Source organism: Rossellomorea sp. ABR4_012, from assembly GCF_056159545.1.
This window is the reverse complement of sequence record NZ_JBSWVK010000003.1, coordinates 135,323-152,844: the sequence shown is the minus strand read 5'-3', so window position 1 is coordinate 152,844 and position 17,522 is coordinate 135,323. Positions and strand designations below refer to the sequence as shown.

Annotated in this window: 40 protein-coding genes; 1 reads left to right on the top strand and 39 read right to left on the bottom strand. The window is 31.9% G+C overall.

Translation table 11 applies throughout. The features are described 5' to 3' along the window. Positions 1-23: 23 nt before the first annotated feature. The 10 genes from ACXAFV_RS13585 to ACXAFV_RS13540 all read right to left on the bottom strand — a co-directional run bounded on the left by ACXAFV_RS13585 (position 24) and on the right by ACXAFV_RS13540 (position 4,286). Positions 24-203, bottom strand: a complete 180-nt coding sequence (locus ACXAFV_RS13585) for a hypothetical protein (RefSeq protein ID WP_475127214.1) — start codon at positions 201-203, stop codon at positions 24-26. A 25-nt stretch (positions 204-228) separates the two neighbouring features. Further along, the gene (locus tag ACXAFV_RS13580; protein WP_475127213.1) at positions 229-384 is read right to left on the bottom strand and encodes a hypothetical protein; all 156 of its coding nucleotides are present in this window, start codon (positions 382-384) and stop codon (positions 229-231) included. A gap of 43 nt (positions 385-427) precedes the next feature. Then, positions 428-586, bottom strand: a complete 159-nt coding sequence (locus tag ACXAFV_RS13575; RefSeq protein ID WP_475127211.1) for a hypothetical protein — start codon at positions 584-586, stop codon at positions 428-430. A 5-nt stretch (positions 587-591) separates the two neighbouring features. Beyond that, entirely contained in the window at positions 592-783 is a 192-nt protein-coding gene (locus ACXAFV_RS13570; RefSeq protein ID WP_475127210.1) for a hypothetical protein, read from the bottom strand. 51 nt (positions 784-834) lie between these two features. Next, positions 835-1,002 (bottom strand): hypothetical protein, encoded by a 168-nt coding sequence (locus tag ACXAFV_RS13565; RefSeq protein ID WP_475127207.1) that lies wholly within the window; start codon positions 1,000-1,002, stop codon positions 835-837. A gap of 517 nt (positions 1,003-1,519) precedes the next feature. Beyond that, complete coding sequence (locus ACXAFV_RS13560) at positions 1,520-1,693, bottom strand: hypothetical protein (RefSeq protein ID WP_475127205.1); 174 nt, start codon at positions 1,691-1,693, stop codon at positions 1,520-1,522. 231 nt (positions 1,694-1,924) lie between these two features. Beyond that, a complete protein-coding gene (locus ACXAFV_RS13555; RefSeq protein WP_475127203.1) occupies positions 1,925-2,080 on the bottom strand; it encodes a hypothetical protein in 156 nt (51 codons plus the stop codon). 28 nt (positions 2,081-2,108) lie between these two features. Beyond that, positions 2,109-3,284: an AimR family lysis-lysogeny pheromone receptor gene (locus tag ACXAFV_RS13550; protein WP_475127202.1), complete on the bottom strand. Its 1,176-nt coding sequence runs from the start codon at positions 3,282-3,284 to the stop codon at positions 2,109-2,111. A gap of 119 nt (positions 3,285-3,403) precedes the next feature. Next, positions 3,404-3,565, bottom strand: coding sequence for a hypothetical protein (locus ACXAFV_RS13545; RefSeq protein WP_475127200.1), 162 nt, complete (start codon positions 3,563-3,565; stop codon positions 3,404-3,406). A gap of 85 nt (positions 3,566-3,650) precedes the next feature. Beyond that, the gene (locus ACXAFV_RS13540) at positions 3,651-4,286 is read right to left on the bottom strand and encodes a helix-turn-helix domain-containing protein (RefSeq protein WP_475127199.1); all 636 of its coding nucleotides are present in this window, start codon (positions 4,284-4,286) and stop codon (positions 3,651-3,653) included. Between the two features lie 144 nt (positions 4,287-4,430). Here ACXAFV_RS13540 and ACXAFV_RS13535 point away from each other — a divergent pair, with 144 nt between their 5' ends. Further along, positions 4,431-4,628 carry a hypothetical protein gene (locus tag ACXAFV_RS13535; RefSeq protein ID WP_475127198.1) on the top strand — a complete coding sequence of 66 codons (198 nt, stop codon included), beginning with the start codon at positions 4,431-4,433 and terminating at the stop codon, positions 4,626-4,628. A gap of 37 nt (positions 4,629-4,665) precedes the next feature. On the opposite strand, the gene ACXAFV_RS13530 is transcribed toward ACXAFV_RS13535, so the two are convergent. The 29 genes from ACXAFV_RS13530 to ACXAFV_RS13390 form a co-directional block, all read right to left on the bottom strand. After that, positions 4,666-4,971 carry an HNH endonuclease gene (locus tag ACXAFV_RS13530; protein ID WP_475127920.1) on the bottom strand — a complete coding sequence of 102 codons (306 nt, stop codon included), beginning with the start codon at positions 4,969-4,971 and terminating at the stop codon, positions 4,666-4,668. Positions 4,972-4,980: 9 nt separating this feature from the next. Then, complete coding sequence (locus ACXAFV_RS13525; protein WP_475127196.1) at positions 4,981-5,364, bottom strand: hypothetical protein; 384 nt, start codon at positions 5,362-5,364, stop codon at positions 4,981-4,983. Between the two features lie 67 nt (positions 5,365-5,431). Beyond that, positions 5,432-5,599: a hypothetical protein gene (locus ACXAFV_RS13520; protein ID WP_475127194.1), complete on the bottom strand. Its 168-nt coding sequence runs from the start codon at positions 5,597-5,599 to the stop codon at positions 5,432-5,434. A gap of 85 nt (positions 5,600-5,684) precedes the next feature. Then, positions 5,685-5,900: a hypothetical protein gene (locus tag ACXAFV_RS13515; RefSeq protein ID WP_475127193.1), complete on the bottom strand. Its 216-nt coding sequence runs from the start codon at positions 5,898-5,900 to the stop codon at positions 5,685-5,687. 135 nt (positions 5,901-6,035) lie between these two features. Continuing rightward, positions 6,036-6,224, bottom strand: coding sequence for a hypothetical protein (locus ACXAFV_RS13510; protein ID WP_475127191.1), 189 nt, complete (start codon positions 6,222-6,224; stop codon positions 6,036-6,038). A gap of 40 nt (positions 6,225-6,264) precedes the next feature. Next, positions 6,265-6,417 carry a hypothetical protein gene (locus tag ACXAFV_RS13505; protein ID WP_475127189.1) on the bottom strand — a complete coding sequence of 51 codons (153 nt, stop codon included), beginning with the start codon at positions 6,415-6,417 and terminating at the stop codon, positions 6,265-6,267. A gap of 43 nt (positions 6,418-6,460) precedes the next feature. Then, complete coding sequence (locus tag ACXAFV_RS13500; protein WP_475127188.1) at positions 6,461-6,811, bottom strand: hypothetical protein; 351 nt, start codon at positions 6,809-6,811, stop codon at positions 6,461-6,463. 68 nt (positions 6,812-6,879) lie between these two features. After that, positions 6,880-7,077 carry a hypothetical protein gene (locus tag ACXAFV_RS13495; RefSeq protein WP_475127186.1) on the bottom strand — a complete coding sequence of 66 codons (198 nt, stop codon included), beginning with the start codon at positions 7,075-7,077 and terminating at the stop codon, positions 6,880-6,882. 27 nt (positions 7,078-7,104) lie between these two features. After that, entirely contained in the window at positions 7,105-7,242 is a 138-nt protein-coding gene (locus ACXAFV_RS13490; RefSeq protein ID WP_475127184.1) for a hypothetical protein, read from the bottom strand. A 61-nt stretch (positions 7,243-7,303) separates the two neighbouring features. Next, positions 7,304-7,462, bottom strand: coding sequence for an LIM domain-containing protein (locus ACXAFV_RS13485; RefSeq protein WP_475127183.1), 159 nt, complete (start codon positions 7,460-7,462; stop codon positions 7,304-7,306). Positions 7,463-7,488: 26 nt separating this feature from the next. Further along, a complete protein-coding gene (locus tag ACXAFV_RS13480; protein ID WP_475127181.1) occupies positions 7,489-7,698 on the bottom strand; it encodes a hypothetical protein in 210 nt (69 codons plus the stop codon). A 30-nt stretch (positions 7,699-7,728) separates the two neighbouring features. Continuing rightward, positions 7,729-8,004: a hypothetical protein gene (locus ACXAFV_RS13475; protein ID WP_475127179.1), complete on the bottom strand. Its 276-nt coding sequence runs from the start codon at positions 8,002-8,004 to the stop codon at positions 7,729-7,731. A gap of 29 nt (positions 8,005-8,033) precedes the next feature. Further along, positions 8,034-8,174 carry a hypothetical protein gene (locus ACXAFV_RS13470; RefSeq protein ID WP_475127178.1) on the bottom strand — a complete coding sequence of 47 codons (141 nt, stop codon included), beginning with the start codon at positions 8,172-8,174 and terminating at the stop codon, positions 8,034-8,036. Positions 8,175-8,184: 10 nt separating this feature from the next. Next, positions 8,185-8,400: a hypothetical protein gene (locus tag ACXAFV_RS13465; protein WP_475127176.1), complete on the bottom strand. Its 216-nt coding sequence runs from the start codon at positions 8,398-8,400 to the stop codon at positions 8,185-8,187. 29 nt (positions 8,401-8,429) lie between these two features. Next, positions 8,430-8,657, bottom strand: a complete 228-nt coding sequence (locus ACXAFV_RS13460; RefSeq protein ID WP_475127174.1) for a hypothetical protein — start codon at positions 8,655-8,657, stop codon at positions 8,430-8,432. 34 nt (positions 8,658-8,691) lie between these two features. Then, a complete protein-coding gene (locus ACXAFV_RS13455) occupies positions 8,692-8,955 on the bottom strand; it encodes a hypothetical protein (RefSeq protein WP_475127172.1) in 264 nt (87 codons plus the stop codon). Between the two features lie 188 nt (positions 8,956-9,143). Beyond that, the gene (locus tag ACXAFV_RS13450; RefSeq protein WP_475127171.1) at positions 9,144-9,377 is read right to left on the bottom strand and encodes a hypothetical protein; all 234 of its coding nucleotides are present in this window, start codon (positions 9,375-9,377) and stop codon (positions 9,144-9,146) included. Between the two features lie 127 nt (positions 9,378-9,504). Next, the gene (locus ACXAFV_RS13445) at positions 9,505-9,735 is read right to left on the bottom strand and encodes a hypothetical protein (protein WP_475127169.1); all 231 of its coding nucleotides are present in this window, start codon (positions 9,733-9,735) and stop codon (positions 9,505-9,507) included. Positions 9,736-9,799: 64 nt separating this feature from the next. After that, positions 9,800-10,021 (bottom strand): hypothetical protein, encoded by a 222-nt coding sequence (locus ACXAFV_RS13440; protein ID WP_475127167.1) that lies wholly within the window; start codon positions 10,019-10,021, stop codon positions 9,800-9,802. A 21-nt stretch (positions 10,022-10,042) separates the two neighbouring features. Beyond that, on the bottom strand, positions 10,043-10,477 hold the full coding sequence (locus tag ACXAFV_RS13435) for a YopX family protein (protein WP_475127165.1): 435 nt from the start codon (positions 10,475-10,477) through the stop codon (positions 10,043-10,045). A gap of 85 nt (positions 10,478-10,562) precedes the next feature. Further along, positions 10,563-10,766, bottom strand: a complete 204-nt coding sequence (locus tag ACXAFV_RS13430; protein ID WP_475127164.1) for a hypothetical protein — start codon at positions 10,764-10,766, stop codon at positions 10,563-10,565. Positions 10,767-11,252: 486 nt separating this feature from the next. After that, positions 11,253-12,854, bottom strand: a complete 1,602-nt coding sequence (locus ACXAFV_RS13425; RefSeq protein ID WP_475127162.1) for a DUF4942 domain-containing protein — start codon at positions 12,852-12,854, stop codon at positions 11,253-11,255. 87 nt (positions 12,855-12,941) lie between these two features. After that, on the bottom strand, positions 12,942-14,825 hold the full coding sequence (locus tag ACXAFV_RS13420; protein ID WP_475127160.1) for an LPD29 domain-containing protein: 1,884 nt from the start codon (positions 14,823-14,825) through the stop codon (positions 12,942-12,944). A 139-nt stretch (positions 14,826-14,964) separates the two neighbouring features. Continuing rightward, on the bottom strand, positions 14,965-15,219 hold the full coding sequence (locus ACXAFV_RS13415) for a hypothetical protein (protein ID WP_475127158.1): 255 nt from the start codon (positions 15,217-15,219) through the stop codon (positions 14,965-14,967). A 29-nt stretch (positions 15,220-15,248) separates the two neighbouring features. After that, the gene (locus ACXAFV_RS13410) at positions 15,249-15,494 is read right to left on the bottom strand and encodes a hypothetical protein (protein ID WP_475127157.1); all 246 of its coding nucleotides are present in this window, start codon (positions 15,492-15,494) and stop codon (positions 15,249-15,251) included. A 135-nt stretch (positions 15,495-15,629) separates the two neighbouring features. Then, positions 15,630-15,905: a hypothetical protein gene (locus ACXAFV_RS13405; RefSeq protein ID WP_475127155.1), complete on the bottom strand. Its 276-nt coding sequence runs from the start codon at positions 15,903-15,905 to the stop codon at positions 15,630-15,632. Between the two features lie 60 nt (positions 15,906-15,965). Further along, entirely contained in the window at positions 15,966-16,262 is a 297-nt protein-coding gene (locus ACXAFV_RS13400) for a hypothetical protein (RefSeq protein ID WP_475127153.1), read from the bottom strand. A 230-nt stretch (positions 16,263-16,492) separates the two neighbouring features. Beyond that, the gene (locus ACXAFV_RS13395; RefSeq protein WP_475127151.1) at positions 16,493-16,798 is read right to left on the bottom strand and encodes a hypothetical protein; all 306 of its coding nucleotides are present in this window, start codon (positions 16,796-16,798) and stop codon (positions 16,493-16,495) included. A 212-nt stretch (positions 16,799-17,010) separates the two neighbouring features. Then, the gene (locus tag ACXAFV_RS13390; protein WP_475127150.1) at positions 17,011-17,325 is read right to left on the bottom strand and encodes a hypothetical protein; all 315 of its coding nucleotides are present in this window, start codon (positions 17,323-17,325) and stop codon (positions 17,011-17,013) included. Between the last annotated feature and the right edge of the window lie 197 nt (positions 17,326-17,522).

Below are 17,522 nucleotides of genomic sequence, written 5' to 3'. Positions count from 1 at the left end.
AATATTTCGTTAAAACTGATTTTTTATTCAAGTCCCCAATAAATTCTTCCCCAATACTGATCTAATTTTCCTAATGCTTCAATGGATACCTCACAGTCAATAAACTCACTCATATCGTAATCGTAATTTCCTAGTTTTGCACCAGACTCTTCAATTAGTTCCTTATCTGAGTAATCTGCAGCTATCCAACCCTTTAATATCATTTCATTTTACCTCCAGTTAAAATTTCTATTTTATTTTGCTGTTATAAAACTCTACTGTATTTTCAAGCCTTTTTCTTAGTTCTTCATTTTCTTTTATTGCTTCTCCGAGTGCAGCAAACAAATCTTCTTTAGTTAGTGAGTCATACGCTTTGATGACTTCATTCAATTCTTTGTAATTCATTCCTTTTCACTCCCCTCTTTTCCCACAATACAGGTCAATTCAACTATTCTCTATGTACTTCCTCAACCAATATCCTTATACCATCCTTTATGATCCTCTCACAGTCACCGGATACAACTCCACCATTATCCTCAATCACTTGTCTATAACGAGCCAGCAATTCCTCAGTGAACGTGTTATAGTCAATTTTGGTTTGCTGCATATGTATCACTCCTCATTTATCTTAGTAAACATTACAGATACAGGCATTACACTCTTACCTTTATCATTGATAATCTTAAAGAATGTTCTGCCGTAATCTGAACTGGTTACTTCAGAAACTTCATATATCTTTCCTTTAGTTACATGATCAGATATCTTTTCAGACCACTGAGCTTTAAGTTTATCCCCAACTTTCATGTTTTCACCTCCAAATAAATCTCCTGTTTCATTGCGTTTTATATTTTCGTACTAGGACAAATCTAAAATTGTTTCTAGTGCCTTAATTTGTTCTAAATTCATATTATTAATCGCATTGTGCAACTCTCTCTTACTCTTTGATTCCTCTAGTTCTTCACTACTCTTACCGACTAGATGAGGATATTTTAAACGACTACCTCTATGCTCATCCTTAAACAATTCATTCACCCTTTCTTATTGCACTATATATTTTCTAATATGTATCATCCAAAATACTTAACTACAAATCCCAACATTGTAAAGATCCCTAATCCCATTCCCCATAGCATCATCCAGAAAATATTCTCAGTGCTTTTAATAGCATTCATTTACTGATCACCTCCTTTAGCATTAAAATTTGTTAACAGCCTTATGTAGTCTTTAGTGAAGCTTTCCTTAGTAACTTTAGACTTCACTGGTCTGTCAACAATATCTAATGATCCATCATAGTTGCTACATTTCTGACTGTAAAATTGACTGTATTGCTTACTCACCTGTCTTTCTTGAAGGTTTACTACATTCGTCCCCACGACTATAACACTCCTATATCTATATATTTTATATTTATAGTCTAATAATACCACATCTCACCATAAAGTAAACCTTTTTGTATCAATTTATTTATAAAAATAAGCAGACAATATTGGACATTTTCCAACACTCTCTGCTTATCTGGAGGTATTTAGTTTTATATTGATCAGTAAGCGTGAATTTCCTCGGCAGTCAGGCTAATAAATGGATCGTTAGCTACATCATATCCTCCACAATCGCAGCCTGTAGACCAGCATAATGAGCATGTTTCAGATGAATTCTCGCTTTTATCTGTTCCCATTGCATTAATATAAGCCATTTGCATTAATCTTAGTTCCATTTTTCATTTCCCCTTTATCCTTTTTTTAGTTTAAGTCCAATTTTTCTATTTTTATACTTTTGTACTTTTTCCCCTAAACTATAAATGGACATTACCAGTTAAGGCAATGTCCATTTATAAAAAGGTTGTTAAATTGTGTGTTTTTAATGTCGTTTTATCTATTTATTTTAAATAAATTATGTAGATACAATTACAACTCATGTATTGTATCTTCTAAGATGGTGAGTAATCTTAGCCTCTTCCTCCATCTCCGGGATCGCCAATGATGGATTGAGTTTGAATAAGATCAGTGTTTGCTACTTCTACATTTTCTTGTTGTGGAGCAAGCACAAATGCTGCTGACAAAATACCTACTGCTAATGTTAATTTGACTAGTACTTTTTTCATTTTTTTCACCTCCTTTCATTAATATATATTATACTGCAAGAGCTTTCAATAGAGAAGCGTGAATTCCTAATTTTTGAAGTTCCATGATTGGGAGGTTTCTAAAGTATACATCATTAGCTTTCTTGAAATACTCAATTGATAATGAATAATTTTCAATACTACTGTCAATCAGTCCTCTGTAATAATAGTGAAAAGCTAATTGACTGCTAGTCATACATTCTTTATCCATTTTATCTAATGTTTTTGTAGCTTGAGTGTACTGACCTTTTTTAATTAAATAAAATGCCACTTCATGAATATCTGATGGATGTTGACTCTTAAGATTTAAGTGTTCTGCATCTTTATCCCATAGAGTGTTTAAGAAGTTCAAACTTCGCTTAATATTGGTTTCAGCAATTTCATGCTTTCCATTAGATAATCTATATCCAGAAGATAAGTAGAAATTTGCTTTTCTGTAATCAGATACAATATATGAGTTACCTAAATGAAGCATAGCCCATGACTTGAAGTAACTGTCATCTACTCTGTTGATTAGCTCATTACAGAAATTTCTAGCAGCATCATGATTATCTACTCTTACAAGATAACTTACTTTAAATATGATTAGTCTGGAATAATAAGTTTCCTGTATATAGGACTCAGTTATTTGATTGATAACATCTTCAAGTCCTTGTGAAAGATCATAAGACATATGATGCATCTGTCTATCCATATAGCAGTAATTTTTAAAAAGAACAATTCCCGCTTTCATTTCTTCAGATTTTTTGATAACTAATTCATCATACTTCTTTATTGCTTGAAGGTAATCAATTTTACCAGTTAAATACTGATCGTCAATATTATAAACCTGTGCAAATTCTAGCGACTCTTGATTTCTTGATTCAAGCATTTTTTCAATTAATTCTCTTTTTGTATCATGTAGCTTACTAACTTCCAAATACTCTAACATTGCTCTAGCTGTCTGTTTATTGGGGTCAAGGGTTAAAGCGTATTCAGCCATGACTTCTTTTTCTTGATCTGGGAATAGGTGGCGGACAATTTTTAGTAAGCCGTAAAACTTAGCAAACTCTTTCTTTTCATCTTTGAGGATCTTTAGCAGTGCACTTCCGGAACTGTACCCTCCTGCTTCTGCGAGAACTCCAGCTAATCCTCTAACTTCTTCGCATTTATTTAAGATCATTTGTTTAAGAGTAAGTCTTCCCATGTAACCCAACCCCTTGTAAAATTGTTAATTTCTAACTTAACTTTATTTTACATCAGGTTGTCATGCTTAGTCAACTACATTTAGTTATTTATTTTAATTATTTTTACTTTATTAATATCTTAATAATTCTCACGATATCCAAAGGATTCGTAGTATAAAATGCCGTTTTCTACCCAGAATCGGAGTTTTTCTTGGAACTCTTTCCGTAATTTCTTGATCAAATAGTTCTTTTCACTAATGGAATTATATGGTTCACAACCAAAAATATTCATTTTACCCATTTTCACCTCTCCTTTTCCTTACATATTATATAATATCGAGTTATTTATAATATTTCAATAGGGAAAGAAGAAAAATTTTCCTTCCCTATTTTAACTTAAAATGTTTTTTGTGTTCCTCTATATAAGAAAGTGCTTTTTGTCTGCTTTCTTCAGGATCTTGCATAAATCCACCTGAGTAATAAGCAACCCTTTCAATGAGATATCCATCAGCCAATTTCATATTTACAAAGCATCCACCGAATAGATCATTTTGATATGAGAATGTGAACGGATATTTCTTTTTAAGTGCCATATCTTCGTAAGGGTTAGTATTGGGTGTTTTAAAAAACTCTACAGCATAAGACATGAATACTCTTCTGTAATAGCCCTGTGCACTTAAATGATTGTCATATGCCTGAAGTGTTGAAGGTGAGGACTCTCCCTCTCTATTCTTCATTATTTCATACATCATACCAGTAGTAGAAACCTCATTTTGAGCAAGGACAACATCAAATGCTTGTTCTAGTAGCCTATTTTGAATATTTTCGAGTCCTAACAAATAATCAGATGAAACATTAAATAGAGTGGATATTTTTCTTAGTATATCTGGTTTAGGATCACGTTGATCATATTCCAGATTTTGATAACCACTTAGGGATAAACCAAGCTCAGCAGCAACTTCTTTTTGAGCCATTCCCGACCTTTTTCTAATTTCCTTAAGCCTATCAGCAAATATTTTCATACATCCTCCCACTACTTAGCCCATTTCGGGCGTAAAATATACCATGTTTTGTGGTTGAAGTTACCCACATTTCCATGTATAGTTAATTACAGATGAGCAATCGTGACAATTTACACCGATACTATTAAACTAGGAGTTGTTGTAATGGGAGTATTTATCGAGATGTCTATTTTAGTTGAAACACCATTCAAATCTGTTGAAGAGGCGGCAACCACAATCAATGATATAAATGGTGTTTCTGGATCAATCAACATTAAAACTTTAAAAGATGTATTCACTGGCAATATTCGAGATTACCATATAGATGATTATATCAAAGATGAGTCAGAAGATGAAGAATGATGAGTAATGTGAGAGCCTGCTTTAATTAGTAGGCTTTTTACTTGATATTCAAAGTTTTCAAACACTCCTCAGTCATCCACTTAATAATTTTGTTCAACCTTCGCTTCGAATAAGTTTCATTTTTCTCATTATACCAATCATTAAAATTACTGTCATGTTTACTTGTATTACATCTTGTACATGATGGCACACAGTTTTCAATATAGTTGCTTCCGTCGTGAATAACGTGCTCCTTGTGTAATTGCTGATTATAGCGATTAATCTGATCCTCTTCACTCAACCCACAGTACGCACAGGAGTTATTAAAGAATTCTAGACAATCAAACCACTCTACTTCAGTTATATCATGATCTCAACGATTTTCCCTATATTTAGCTAATCTATCTTTATTATTTTTCACCCATTCGATTTGATATTGCCTTTCATATTCTTTATTTTTATCATATGATCGTTTTCTATTAGCCTTAATCACATCTGGAACACGTTCTCTTCTTCTCTTATCAAGAAGGTACGATCTTTCACGATTTTCGCTACGCCATTTCAAAGATTTTTTATTCGTACAAGTTTTACAGTATGGGCTATATCCATCTTTCTTGTTGCATTTATTCTTATAGAAGTTCTCATCTGTCATTGGAAACCAGTTTAAACACATACTGCATTTTTTGTGTTCAATCTCATTTATCCATTTATGATTTTCTTCATATGGGATCGTCCTCCCTTTGGAATTATCTCTCATTTAATTTACTCCTTTCTTTTTTATCCTTCATACTCTCAGTAGCCCTATATGAGCCACTGAGACTGTTTTAAATAACTCCAGCAACTTCCCTACATAAGTATAATTCATTTATATAATACTGCTTATTTCCCCATTCTATAACCGTAAATCCATTCTCCTCTCCTAACACTTTCACCATTGATCCTGCTGGAATTTCATATAAGTCTAACTCAATATCATATTTAACTTTCATCATTTTAAATATCCCCTTTGTTAGTTTCTTAATACATTCTATTCCTGCAGCTAGGTAAAGTGCCTGTATTAATTGCTAAATAACAACTTTAATTGTGATTTTTCAATTTGAGTAAATTCTTACAGATAACTTCTACTGTAATTTCACCTGCTTCAAGCATCTCCTTGGCTTCCTCTACATCTAAATCACCGAATATACCACCGTCTACATAGTCCAGAAAACATTCTTTCAGGTTTGCTTCAGTTGGATCATCTTGATAACCACAGTGACTTAGAGTTCTACCGATAAGAGTTGCTTGACACATTATTATCACCTCATAGGAATTATTTGGTTCTTGAGTATATTATATAAAATAAATTGATATATGTAAATAGTTTTATTAAATTAATTCAAATAAAAAAGAGATACTTTTATGTATCTCCTGATTGAGAATGATAACTTATTTGATCCCATAATATTCATCAAGTTCTTTGATTAGTTTTCCTGACATAAAAGCAATATGTTCAGCTTTCCTTTTCATTTTAGAGCGATCAATTCCTTTTCTATCCATGTCCTCAATTTCCTTTATTGTTTTTTCAATTTCAGCTAATGAATATTTAAACATTCTATCTGGTTGAACGTAATCCATTTAATACCCTCCTTTTCTGAGTCTTAATAAACTCCACATTTTATTTTGAATAAATATTTTCATGTGCTAGAATTTGTGCGTCATTATTTGTTTCTAACTTCATGATTTTACTCATTTGAGGGAAAGTAAGCATTTCTTCATTTACTTTACCGGATCGGAAATCAACCCATAAGACATTCATTTTCTCTTCCAACTAAATTCTCCTCCTTTGTGTCATATTTTGGTCGAATAGTTCATTACGGTGTTACGATTTTTACTACAATTACCTTTTCCCAAGGAATCTCTTTCATCTTTTCATCAGTCAGTTTTGAAATGTGTTCGTGCGTCCATCTAGGGTCACCTAATTCCAATGAGTCATAGATATTTTCAGCAACTTTATCCTCATCCTCTGAACGGAAATAGATGCGTTCGTCCTCGTGATAAACCTCTTCTACCTTTGCTTCACTCCATCTTCCCATCCAAGAAGAAAAGTCATCACTAGCACAAACTTCATAATCAACCATTGGTACAATTTCCAAATCAGGGTTGGCTTTAATTAGTTCAAGTAATTGTTTAACATTTGTTTTTTGCTTTTCGATTTTTGTCATTTAAACCTCTCCTTTTCTTGTGTCACAGTTTGTGTCAAATATTCACCTAATGAAATGCAAATTTTATACTAACTATAGGTGTCTATAATTTCATCCATAATTTTTTCAGCCTCATCCCTGCTCATTTGGTGGCGAGCTGGAGAAAGTTCTTTTCTTACAAGATTCATGAACTTTGCAAACTCTGATGATCCATCACTGCCCCACTTAAACTTACTAAGAAGTTCATAATCAGGAGTATGCAAATATTCTTTTAACTCTTTATCCAAAATAACACTTCCTTTGAAATATAATTTTTATTCTACTTCTTCAATGGTGACTCTTACTTTTTTACCCATAAACTCATCATCTAAGATTTCAGTAAGGTTATTGTATTCATTACTTACATCTGCATAATCTACATAGTAAGTGCGTTCATCAGTATGCACCGACATTATTACTTCACCTTCGATTTCTCTCCTTTTCAAATCTCCACCTCTTTTCATATTTTACCATTTACTGAGATTGATAACACGTTCCACAATAAATTTTCCCATATGCTTCATACGTTTCATTATCACTTAGCTGCTGGTTACATTCTGCACATTTGTACGTGATAATACTGTCATCATAATTGTAAAGTGATCCTGAGTTACCTGTTTTGTAATCGCTCATTTTTGGACACTCCTTTAAGTTAATATCTATCTTACTTTACTTACTCCCAACTTATCACAAACCTGCTTTTCGCTAAGATGTTTCCAATAATACTCATAATCTAATGTTTTAATTGCTTTATCAATTTGATCAGTCATCATATTGGAAGCATGAATTTTGACAAAATCAGTAGTTCCGGCAAAGTCCTTTTCAATTTCCTTTTTCTTTTCTTTAAGTAATTGAATTACAAATTCCATTATCTCACCTCAACTAATAAATGAAAATTTTTATCTTGGTCTTACCTCATACTGCACTCTATTGGTATCAGTCATTCTTTCTGCAATTACTAAAGCAACTTTCATTCTAGCTTCATCCTGCAGTTTACATTCCTCTTCAATTCTCTTTTTTCCTTCTTCTGAAAATTTACTTAGGGATTCTACATATTCACTACATTTATTTACAAACTTTTCATTTTCACGCTTAAATAATTCCAGTAGTTGAGCCATGTTTGTATTACTGATTTCACTTTCTAAATCAGCGTGTTCCCATCCGGTTCTACTCATTTTTTCTCCATCTCCTTTTTAAGTTGAACTCAGAATTTTATCTTGATTAATTTATTTAATCTTTTATCCTTCCAATGATCCAACCTCTTATACTCTTCTCTAAGTACATCTAATGTCTTATCTCCATCCTGATATTCTAACCACTCATCAAATGTCAGGAGTTTGTTCATAAAACACCTCCTAAAATGTCATGGACTGTTCTACGAATGCTTTAAATTTCTGCTGATCAAATCCATGTTGTTTATTCAATCTCTTATAGATACGCTGCATAAATGTTTTATATTCCTGTTGTAATTCTTGAATGTAACCTTTCTTTCCTTTATCTGCACAATAGATGTCAATCCCATAGGTTAGTGTTTTATGTTGGATTAGTTGAGCGTATGGTTTTAGGTTCATTTTGGTTAACTCCTTAGTGTTAAGTTATTTTAGTACTTTGACTTTTCAATTTCTTCTTCATGAAAAACAAGATCTTCTCTAATTGTTTCTGTAATACTTTTATCCGAGTAAGGCTTGAAGCTATATTGAATGATAATATTATATTTATCATCTACAAGTACTTCAATTCCAGTAATGTCAATCGGAACATATTGATCTAAGAAATCAATGTATCCTGTGTCACCTACGTTGAATTTTGTTGCTACATCAATAATCATTAATGCTTACCTCCCATTGAATAAATGTCTTGTTTTATCGTGACTCTTCAACAATTTCTATTTCAGTTTCAAATGGTAAGTCTATACCCATGTGCATATGACCTCCGAACACACTCATAATACGCCATAGCTGGTCTTTGTAGTACCCATCCTTATCTATCTTTAAAATGAATGTCCCTAGCCCCTTAGCTCCCGATTCTCTTAACTGTCGATCAATTCGATTGTGTTCATTAAATAATATTTCTTTTCCTTTTTCTGTTAGCTTCACTTTAACATAATAATTAATGTTAAATTTCATTTCAATCATCTCCTTTGTTCGCCGTGATTACGGTAACATTGATCTTAAATCCGTAAACTCGGTAACACTATTTATTATCTGTCTTTATTATATAAAATAATCTAATGTAAGTCAACAAAAAATTAACATCTTTTTCTAATTATTTTAAATTAATTATACTCCATGATCACCTATAGAAAAAGAGGAGTTTAACTAACCCCTCTCCCCTTTTTTCGATTATTTACTGTAATTGTTCTGGTGACTAATTTCTCAATTAACTGATTCTTTTCTAATCCGATGTAAGGTACATAGAAGTAAGCTGCAATTTGTTGGATGTCTGATAAATCTTTAGGCTCTAACATCTCCACTGCATCACACTCATGAAAACCAGTTTCCAGATAGATCACAATTTCAATGTTAGACATTACATATTGTTTGTTCATACTATAAGCAACCCCTTTGTTAGTTATAGTATATTATATGTAGTTATTTATAATAAATGTCTGTACAAATTGAAAAATTGTAATTTTAGTTGTTATTTGGTGATTTCTCTTTTCTAGTGCTGTGCAGTCACTTATGACGATTTTCTTCCACGTAAGCCATCAATCCAACATCAGCTAAAAATTCCCGAAGTATATTTGTTTTTACAAACGACTCATTCAGTTGAAGCTCGATTGAATCTTGTTCTTCTGGAACAGTAGTCTGCTTTTGTTTTTCTTTGAGTTTTTCAATCCATTCCTTTTCCTTGTTATAATATTCATCCCATTTATCGTATAGCGACCTAGAAGTGTGTATTTTCATTCCCATCCTCCTTACTGCGTATTTTTCGTCTAGAAATCACGTTAAAATTTGTTTTTCATTCCCTTTAAATAAATCTATTGATCAACTTTACATTAGACATATCTTTCATTGCAAAGTTCCTGAATTGCTCTTTGTCTAAATCATAACCACTGAGCAGCCATTGAGGATCTGGGTGATATTGGTTTGAAGTGAATAGAAAATCATTTACTTCTACCCTCCTACGACCCTTAACACCTTTCCAATTAACATAGTCGAATTCAATTTTGTCATGTGGGTAAATCTTCATTTCTTTGCCTCCTTATTATCACTATTTCTGATAGACGTTCCCTATTACTTCTAAAATCTGTTCTTTTTCAAATTCTAATGGGCAGCCTTTCCCTTCACCTTCATCAATGAACCAGCAGCCGTAAAGAAATTTAACTTCACCCTTAAGCTGAAATCCTTCTTCTATCTCTGTATCGAAATATCCGTTTCCTCTAATTACATATGGAAGATCAGGTCTGATAAAATGAACGATGTCACCTTCATATATCTCGGTATCATTTTTATCTTTGACTCCGGTATATTGTCTTATAGAAGCATCTGACATTCTAAATCCAGTGTGCACTCCCTTATTCTCACCATCCAAGAAATATCCTTGCCAAGGAGCACAGTATTCTCCATTCGAATCTTTCATAAAATCCATCTTTACCACTTGTACCATTGTATGACCTAACCATGCTTGAAACTTAATTTCTCTCATTTTAAAACTCCTCCATTCTCCCTCATACTCTCGTATGCTCCGTTTTTCATTTAGTTATTTACAATAAAATTCTACTTTCATTGGGTTATTCAATAATGAAACTTTCGATAAATCTCTTAGCAGTTGAATTCATACTGTCATTAACATGTTTAAGTTTAATCTCTAATTGCTTCCATTTATCAGTACCAATTAGATTATGAGTCATCATAAGACCTGCTTCTTTGCCTATTTCATCACATTCTTTCTTTAATGAGATGTACTTTTTGATTAATTCTTTATTGTCCCTCATTGTATTACCTCCTAATTATAGTTTAATTATCGAATATTAAAGCCAAAATAACTACTGTATAGAAAAGTGCATTGATACCTATTAAAGTAGCTATAAGACGTTTCTTTTGTGTGTATATTTGGTCTAATTGTTTACTTAGTTTTGTTTGCTGCTTGGATGACATTTGAAAACTCCTTAGTGATATTTCATGGTCGCTGTTATATAAGATTGCGAAAATGTGTTGGCGATTTTTAGGCTCGACTGTTATGTAGGATTCTGAAAATTGTTTAGTGATAATTTGAGTCGGCTGTTATATAAGAATTGGACATTGAAAAAGTTGTCAGTGATATTTTGGTCGATCTGTTATTATGGAGTTATGAATTTGTCCAGTGTTAAAAATGAGTTGCTGTTATTATAGATTTCAGAAAAAGAGCCAGCTCGAAAAATGGGCGGCTGTTATATAAGATAGACACTTTTCATCTATCCCATATAAACTTATTTACAATTTTAAGATGTTAATTTCAAAAGTTGCTCAGTTTCCATAATAAAGTATGATTTATTTTTCATTGTCTCATTGTAAGACTTTTCCCCTTCAAATTCGTCTATTGTTGCCTTTTCTTCCTGTGTCATGTCATTATAGGCTGCTTTACCATATGAAGGAGGTAGCCATCCTTTACGCTGTGAGCCAAACAGATTAAACTTCTTCAAAATGTCCTCATTCTTAAACTCAATATGACATGTACCCTTCTTATAAAAAGTTACATAGAAGTATTTTAAATCTATCTTCCTGCTTTCCTGATAATGTTCAGCCATTTTCAAAGTTTGTTCAATGTCTATATTTTCCGTTGATCCATCATCTAAGTAATTAAATACCTTTTCAATGTCTTTTAACTTATCTAATACTTTATATTCTGTTGGTCTGTAATGCTTATCAAACCAGCCATTAAACCCATCTAGAGGAATGATAACTTTCTTATTGATCTTATAGGCTTTATTCGTTTTCCAGCCGTTGTACATGTGTACATTCTTTGAGGATTCATCATAATAATGTTTATAACTGAATTCCTCGAATAAATTTAAAATAGTATCCTCTACCCCTTGGATCATTTCTTTATTTAACTGAATTCGTAAAGTATAAATGTTATAGAAAGAAAAGTCATAGTCCTTTAATTCTTCTACGTGCTGCATATATTTTTGTTTTAGGTTACTTGTAAACAACCCCATAAACTGATCGTTACTGAATAGAGCACTCCAATATTTTGACCGGATCTGTTTAATATAAGCGTTTTCTAGGCTGCTTCCGTCTTTGTCTTCATACTCTAAGCCTAATTTTAATACTGGTCTATCGTCATCTTTAAAACTTCTCAGCATGAGAGGCTTAAGGCTGTTATACTCATTTATGAGCTTTAACCCTGCTTTAACTTCATAATTGTATTGTTCAACAATTCCGGTTATGAAATCTGAATTAATAAGAGCCTGACAATGATGGTTTTCATTAACTTTGTGGGATTCATCTTGTTTCAGCTCGTTAATGATCACGCTGTTATGATCAATTTTAGGAAAAGATATATAAATTAATGCGACTGTTACACCTGTAGACCGTTCTGAATTTGAAAAAGCATTATCAATAAAATCTACATCAGCATTATATTTATCTAGTTTCTGAATAATTTCTTTTCTTACATTTGTATATGGGTTTCTGATTGTCTCAGCATTAACAAGACAAACCAACTGCCCTCCATTAGCTTCCTGCATTTCAATAGCCTTTTTTAAATGGTGTTCACCTTGACTAAATGGGAAGTTTGCGACAATTGCATCATATTTTTTGTATGTAGAATAGTTTAAATAATTGTCGTGTACTAGTCTATGCCCTTTTCCTTTTAAGATCATTTGTAAATTCTCGTCTATCTCAATAGCGTCTATGTCATATTGTTTCCGTTTATGATGGTATCTACTGTTATACAGTCTGCTTGTTATAGCTTCTACAAGATCCCCACGACCTGCAGACGGTTCAAGAATGGATTTTACTGAAGTTAGATCAACTTTATTTAACATTTTATGAATAAGGTTTTTAGGTGTAGGGTAAAAGTCTGGATTCTCTTTAAACATTTGTAAAACCTCCTAGAAAGATTTCAGGTTTTTTGTTATGCAGAAACCTGTTAAAACTGCCCACAATACCGTTAAATGGCTGTTATATTAGAATTGAGGTTTATAAGTATTCACAATAGGTGAAACCCCTTGATCATTGAAATAGTTTAAAATCTCGTCATATTGCCTATTGTCGCATGAATGGAATTTACTTCTTGTTACTCTCATTCCGTTGCTTTCCTCTACATGGTGTAAAACGTTTTCCGGTAGTGAGTGCCAGCCCTTGAACACTAACAATGTAGAGTAAAAATATTTATAATGTAGTTTCCTTTTCTTCTCAGGTGTAAAGGTGACTTTCAACGCATTGTCATATTGAGCATAGGAGGAATTAACCGCACTATTAAACGTTATTCTATTGGTGACAATGCTTCCCCAGTCTGAAATATAGAATAGTGTAACCTTTTCCCCTTCTTTAATGTCTGCCTTTGCAAATTGATCCTGAATCCCGTCAACTTCCTGCAGAAGTCTGTACATTGCCGTTTTCAATTCTTCAATGTCTAATTGTTGAATAACTTTCTTGTTAATCACAATGTTAAATTGATTTATTTTATCTTTAAAGGCATTTTTATAATCGTTCCAGTTTTCATTTTTCCATGTTTTACGGATGTTTAACTCGTCAATAACTTCTGCAGAAGTATCTTCCAAAATAGCTGCCTGATACTGTAATTCCTCTAATTCTTCCCCGCTTAAAACTGGATCAACTGTTATAGACTTTTCAACTTTTGCATTGGAGCAAAGACCGATATATCTTGCGTAGTTATGCCCTTGAGCATCAACAATAAATTGTAATTTACCGTTGAAATAAACCGCTACACCTTTCAGATACCATTTAACCGTGTTTCTTTCTTCCTCTTCCATATTGTGAAAGTCAGTCATTGAGTTTAAACGGTTATCTTCTGTAAAGCTGCCACCAGTACCCGCTAAAAAGTCAAAGTCAGTTAAAAGCATATTGGAGAAGTTTGTTAATGATTCTTGATCATTGAAATGAATTTCCTTAGTTATTTTAACATCTTCTAAAGAGTATTTACCTTTTAAAACTTCTTCTTTATATTCTTCTAATGTATTATTTTTGTTTAAGTTAGCAAATTCAGAGCCTAAAACGTAATACTGGTTATCTTCTTCTAACTCATTTACTGTAACGCTGTTAAGTATACTTTCTTTTTGTTGCTTTGCTTCTTCCTGTTGTTTCTTATATTCATTGGCTTGAATTTCTCTTTCTAACTCCCACTGTTGGAATTCTTGAGCCTTTTTTTCCTCTTCTGCTGCTTTCCATTCAGATAATTTAACTTCAAATTCTTTCATATCCTTTTTATCTTGTTCTGTTGCTTCTGTTTGCTCATATTCCCATGAGATTTCAGCCCATCCAGTAAAATTATAAACTCCAGCATAGTCAGTCATAGAATCTGAAGGACTGTAACAATGTTTATAAGCGTCTAAAAGGTTTTTACAATATCCTAAAATGTGATTTAGGTATGTTGATCCTTTTTCAAATGGACTAGATTTAATATCAAAACTAATTCTTCCATAGTAAGGAACCCTTACAGAAAACTTGCATTGTGGAAACCTCTTTCTAATGTGTGAGCGGATTTCCTTTGCAATCTCCTTACAGTCCTGATCTTTTACTTTTTGACTTACTTCAATGTTATTAAATTGGCAAGCATTCCAAAGGCTTAGAGCCTCTTTCTTTACCGTTTTAGATTGCTTTTTAGTTGATCCTGATTCACTTGTTACCGTTTCTACTTCCTTACCTTCTACAAGGCTTAAAGCGATCTTGTGGGCTTTCTCAGACTGTTTAGAATACCAGCATTTTTTATAACCAGACCAGCGGAAACCATTTGATTTTAGATCCGTTAAAATAGATTGTTGTGGCTTACCATCAAAGTATAATTCGATCCCGTTTAATTCTTCATTTAATTTCATGATTGCAGTCATTTAAAACATCTCCCTTTAATTTGTTTTGTTTGTTGCTTCTGATACTATTATATAAAATAAATTAATGTAATGCAACCCCAAAATATAAAATAAATGAAAAAAGAGAAGATTTTTTTATAATCTCCTCTAAGTTGATCAGTTATTGATATTCCAGATATTCGCTTATCGTCATTTTCTCAATTTGTTCTAGGTTGCTGTCTTTATCGAAATAATAATTAATTATACGATGATCCGGCTGCATATTGTGATTATTTATTAATTCATCAATTTTGTTTGAAGCTTCCATAAATCTTAAACCGTCATACTGTTCAAAACTATCCTCATTATTAAGCTCATTATAATGAATGTCTAACAGGTTATTTACTTTGTTTTCATAAATTACGATTCTTTTCATTGTGAAACCCTCCAGTTAATTAATTTAGGTTATTCATGACTCACTAAAATGAAATTTAATCCTAGCCTTTCAGCCTGTTTAATTGCTGTTTCTTTTGTTTCATTAGCATAGTTGAATTTACTTTCTATACATTCGCCATTCTGCATGATGTAGGCATGAGCTGTGTTACTTCTGCCGTAATTTCCTTCCTGATCATATCCGAAACAATAAGAAAGTTTAACATATGTTTCCGGTCTTTCTGAATAAGGAATAGTATTAAAATTAATGAATTCCATCTTAAAACCTCCAAAGGATTATTTAATCATTCCATGAGCTAGATAATCATTTATGTTTAGTATGATTAGTTTATTTATAATTATCTAGCTTTGTAAGGATTAAATCACGATCAAATTGAGAATTTATTCAAATATTTAAGATAATAACGCTACACTTTCACCAGTTTGTATATAATAGGCACGTTGTAGAAAAGTTACAGAAATATCAATATTTCCTTCTTTATATTCGTTCGCCTGCTCAGTCCTCCATTTAAAATAGGACTCAGGATCATTGACCTTTACTTTACCGGATTTAACTTCTTCAATACATCCTAGAGCATTATCATAAAACCATTTTAAAGTTTTTTGGATTGTTTCCTTTGTTAATTCTGTACCATTAAATCTAAGTGTTTTTGTATCTTTTAATTTCATTTTCTTTTCCTCCAATTAGATTAATTTATTTTTGTTCAAAATGGTAATTTCATTTAGATATTAGCTGAAAATAGAATTCCTTTCCATGAAGTTTTCAACTTCTAAAACACTCCATAATTCTTTTCTCCAGCTTTCAATTTTATCACTAATAGTTTTTTCCACCTTTTGAAAGTTAATTTTGTTACCGTCTTTGATCAATTTGTCAAGATATGATCCTTGCTTAGATACTTCCATTTGATATAGGTTATTTTGATTATCTTCAATGAATAATTTACCGTTATTCAGGAAGCAAAGATTCATTTCTTTCTGTTTTAGCTCAGTTACCAAATTTTTAAAATCTACAGTGATCGTTTTCATTCTTGATCATCTCCAATTCATTTATTTAACTTATTTATTAACTATCCTAAGTATATATTATAAATAACTTAATGTAAAGTATTATTTGTAAATTTATTCTTGATTAATTTTCGCAAACAATTGGGACTTTTTGCGTTTAGGTTCCGTTTGTTGGTTTTGATCATATGGGAATGAAAGAAGACATTTATTCCCTTTTATACAAAAGAAAATCCAGTAATAACTGGATTAAATTATTCGTAAATATGAACATAATGATCATTAAAAGAAAGCACTATACTTGCCATTGTTTCTTTACACTCATAGTTAATTTCAGTTAAATCTGCTGGTGTGATTTGAAAATCTCCTTTGTCGGTTTTAAAGAAAATAGTATCAAAGCTGCTAATTGTTTCTTTATCAAAGCCCATAGCCGTAACCTCTTTTACTCTACAGCCTACATCAAAAGAAATGCCTCCTGAAATACAAAATTCAATTTCTTCATTTTCTAAACCAACTAATTTTTCCAACAATTCTAGAGCCTTATTTTTTTCAATAATCATTTCCGATTCCTCCCATTATTTGCTAACCTTATTATAGGTCAGTGATCCGTTTTTGTCTTGCTCTTCTTATTTACTATTATATGCTAATACTCAATAAATATCAACTTATTTTATATAATTTATTAGTGAAATTTTACACTTTTTCAAATGGGATTGAAATATGTCTTTTATTGTGAATTAGAGAAAGAAAGGATCAGCCAGAAGACTGATCTTTATGAAACATATCCCATAATATCTTTCTGTATTAGATTGTGAGTTGCTTCTTTAAGCTTATCATTCATTTCTTTGTTCCAAACGTTTACATTTTCCTTTTCGTCCCATTCAATAATTATTTTTAATTCCCTATCCTTATTGCTGATCTTCCAATCTGCATTATCAAAAGATACTTGCATAATGTTTTGGATAGTAGTGAGAATAAATTCTTTTGTTTTCTTCTTGTTTAGGTGTTTATTAAAAGTCCCTTCTCCGTCCCATTGTTGATGGATGTAAGATACAACGTTTCTGATATCAATGTTTAATGTTTTCATTCCCAATCACTCCAATTAGTTAGTATTTGTTTAACTTCTATAATATAGATTATATACTATAAATAAATTAATGTAAATAGGTAAATTGAAAATAAATGATGATTATTGAAATTAGTTTTGTCCCCATCCTAAAGTAATAATATGAGGAGAAAAGAAAAAGCAACCTTTATTGGTTAGGCTGCTTGAGTGAATAATGA

Excerpts from the sequence above, each read along its gene's own strand:
- ACXAFV_RS13585 (WP_475127214.1), bottom strand. The coding sequence starts at position 203 with ATGATATTAAAGGGTTGGATAGCTGCAGATTACTCAGATAAGGAACTA.
- ACXAFV_RS13580 (WP_475127213.1), bottom strand. The coding sequence starts at position 384 with ATGAATTACAAAGAATTGAATGAAGTCATCAAAGCGTATGACTCACTA.
- ACXAFV_RS13575 (WP_475127211.1), bottom strand. The coding sequence starts at position 586 with ATGCAGCAAACCAAAATTGACTATAACACGTTCACTGAGGAATTGCTG.
- ACXAFV_RS13570 (WP_475127210.1), bottom strand. The coding sequence starts at position 783 with ATGAAAGTTGGGGATAAACTTAAAGCTCAGTGGTCTGAAAAGATATCT.
- ACXAFV_RS13560 (WP_475127205.1), bottom strand. The coding sequence starts at position 1,693 with ATGGAACTAAGATTAATGCAAATGGCTTATATTAATGCAATGGGAACA.
- ACXAFV_RS13555 (WP_475127203.1), bottom strand. The coding sequence starts at position 2,080 with ATGAAAAAAGTACTAGTCAAATTAACATTAGCAGTAGGTATTTTGTCA.
- ACXAFV_RS13550 (WP_475127202.1), bottom strand. The coding sequence starts at position 3,284 with ATGGGAAGACTTACTCTTAAACAAATGATCTTAAATAAATGCGAAGAA.
- ACXAFV_RS13545 (WP_475127200.1), bottom strand. The coding sequence starts at position 3,565 with ATGGGTAAAATGAATATTTTTGGTTGTGAACCATATAATTCCATTAGT.
- ACXAFV_RS13540 (WP_475127199.1), bottom strand. The coding sequence starts at position 4,286 with ATGAAAATATTTGCTGATAGGCTTAAGGAAATTAGAAAAAGGTCGGGA.
- ACXAFV_RS13535 (WP_475127198.1), top strand. The coding sequence starts at position 4,431 with ATGGGAGTATTTATCGAGATGTCTATTTTAGTTGAAACACCATTCAAA.
- ACXAFV_RS13525 (WP_475127196.1), bottom strand. The coding sequence starts at position 5,364 with ATGAGAGATAATTCCAAAGGGAGGACGATCCCATATGAAGAAAATCAT.
- ACXAFV_RS13520 (WP_475127194.1), bottom strand. The coding sequence starts at position 5,599 with ATGATGAAAGTTAAATATGATATTGAGTTAGACTTATATGAAATTCCA.
- ACXAFV_RS13515 (WP_475127193.1), bottom strand. The coding sequence starts at position 5,900 with ATGTGTCAAGCAACTCTTATCGGTAGAACTCTAAGTCACTGTGGTTAT.
- ACXAFV_RS13510 (WP_475127191.1), bottom strand. The coding sequence starts at position 6,224 with ATGGATTACGTTCAACCAGATAGAATGTTTAAATATTCATTAGCTGAA.
- ACXAFV_RS13500 (WP_475127188.1), bottom strand. The coding sequence starts at position 6,811 with ATGACAAAAATCGAAAAGCAAAAAACAAATGTTAAACAATTACTTGAA.
- ACXAFV_RS13490 (WP_475127184.1), bottom strand. The coding sequence starts at position 7,242 with ATGTCGGTGCATACTGATGAACGCACTTACTATGTAGATTATGCAGAT.
- ACXAFV_RS13485 (WP_475127183.1), bottom strand. The coding sequence starts at position 7,462 with ATGAGCGATTACAAAACAGGTAACTCAGGATCACTTTACAATTATGAT.
- ACXAFV_RS13480 (WP_475127181.1), bottom strand. The coding sequence starts at position 7,698 with ATGGAATTTGTAATTCAATTACTTAAAGAAAAGAAAAAGGAAATTGAA.
- ACXAFV_RS13475 (WP_475127179.1), bottom strand. The coding sequence starts at position 8,004 with ATGAGTAGAACCGGATGGGAACACGCTGATTTAGAAAGTGAAATCAGT.
- ACXAFV_RS13470 (WP_475127178.1), bottom strand. The coding sequence starts at position 8,174 with ATGAACAAACTCCTGACATTTGATGAGTGGTTAGAATATCAGGATGGA.
- ACXAFV_RS13465 (WP_475127176.1), bottom strand. The coding sequence starts at position 8,400 with ATGAACCTAAAACCATACGCTCAACTAATCCAACATAAAACACTAACC.
- ACXAFV_RS13460 (WP_475127174.1), bottom strand. The coding sequence starts at position 8,657 with ATGATTATTGATGTAGCAACAAAATTCAACGTAGGTGACACAGGATAC.
- ACXAFV_RS13455 (WP_475127172.1), bottom strand. The coding sequence starts at position 8,955 with ATGAAATTTAACATTAATTATTATGTTAAAGTGAAGCTAACAGAAAAA.
- ACXAFV_RS13450 (WP_475127171.1), bottom strand. The coding sequence starts at position 9,377 with ATGAACAAACAATATGTAATGTCTAACATTGAAATTGTGATCTATCTG.
- ACXAFV_RS13445 (WP_475127169.1), bottom strand. The coding sequence starts at position 9,735 with ATGAAAATACACACTTCTAGGTCGCTATACGATAAATGGGATGAATAT.
- ACXAFV_RS13440 (WP_475127167.1), bottom strand. The coding sequence starts at position 10,021 with ATGAAGATTTACCCACATGACAAAATTGAATTCGACTATGTTAATTGG.
- ACXAFV_RS13435 (WP_475127165.1), bottom strand. The coding sequence starts at position 10,477 with ATGAGAGAAATTAAGTTTCAAGCATGGTTAGGTCATACAATGGTACAA.
- ACXAFV_RS13430 (WP_475127164.1), bottom strand. The coding sequence starts at position 10,766 with ATGAGGGACAATAAAGAATTAATCAAAAAGTACATCTCATTAAAGAAA.
- ACXAFV_RS13425 (WP_475127162.1), bottom strand. The coding sequence starts at position 12,854 with ATGTTTAAAGAGAATCCAGACTTTTACCCTACACCTAAAAACCTTATT.
- ACXAFV_RS13420 (WP_475127160.1), bottom strand. The coding sequence starts at position 14,825 with ATGACTGCAATCATGAAATTAAATGAAGAATTAAACGGGATCGAATTA.
- ACXAFV_RS13415 (WP_475127158.1), bottom strand. The coding sequence starts at position 15,219 with ATGAAAAGAATCGTAATTTATGAAAACAAAGTAAATAACCTGTTAGAC.
- ACXAFV_RS13410 (WP_475127157.1), bottom strand. The coding sequence starts at position 15,494 with ATGGAATTCATTAATTTTAATACTATTCCTTATTCAGAAAGACCGGAA.
- ACXAFV_RS13405 (WP_475127155.1), bottom strand. The coding sequence starts at position 15,905 with ATGAAATTAAAAGATACAAAAACACTTAGATTTAATGGTACAGAATTA.
- ACXAFV_RS13400 (WP_475127153.1), bottom strand. The coding sequence starts at position 16,262 with ATGAAAACGATCACTGTAGATTTTAAAAATTTGGTAACTGAGCTAAAA.
- ACXAFV_RS13395 (WP_475127151.1), bottom strand. The coding sequence starts at position 16,798 with ATGATTATTGAAAAAAATAAGGCTCTAGAATTGTTGGAAAAATTAGTT.
- ACXAFV_RS13390 (WP_475127150.1), bottom strand. The coding sequence starts at position 17,325 with ATGAAAACATTAAACATTGATATCAGAAACGTTGTATCTTACATCCAT.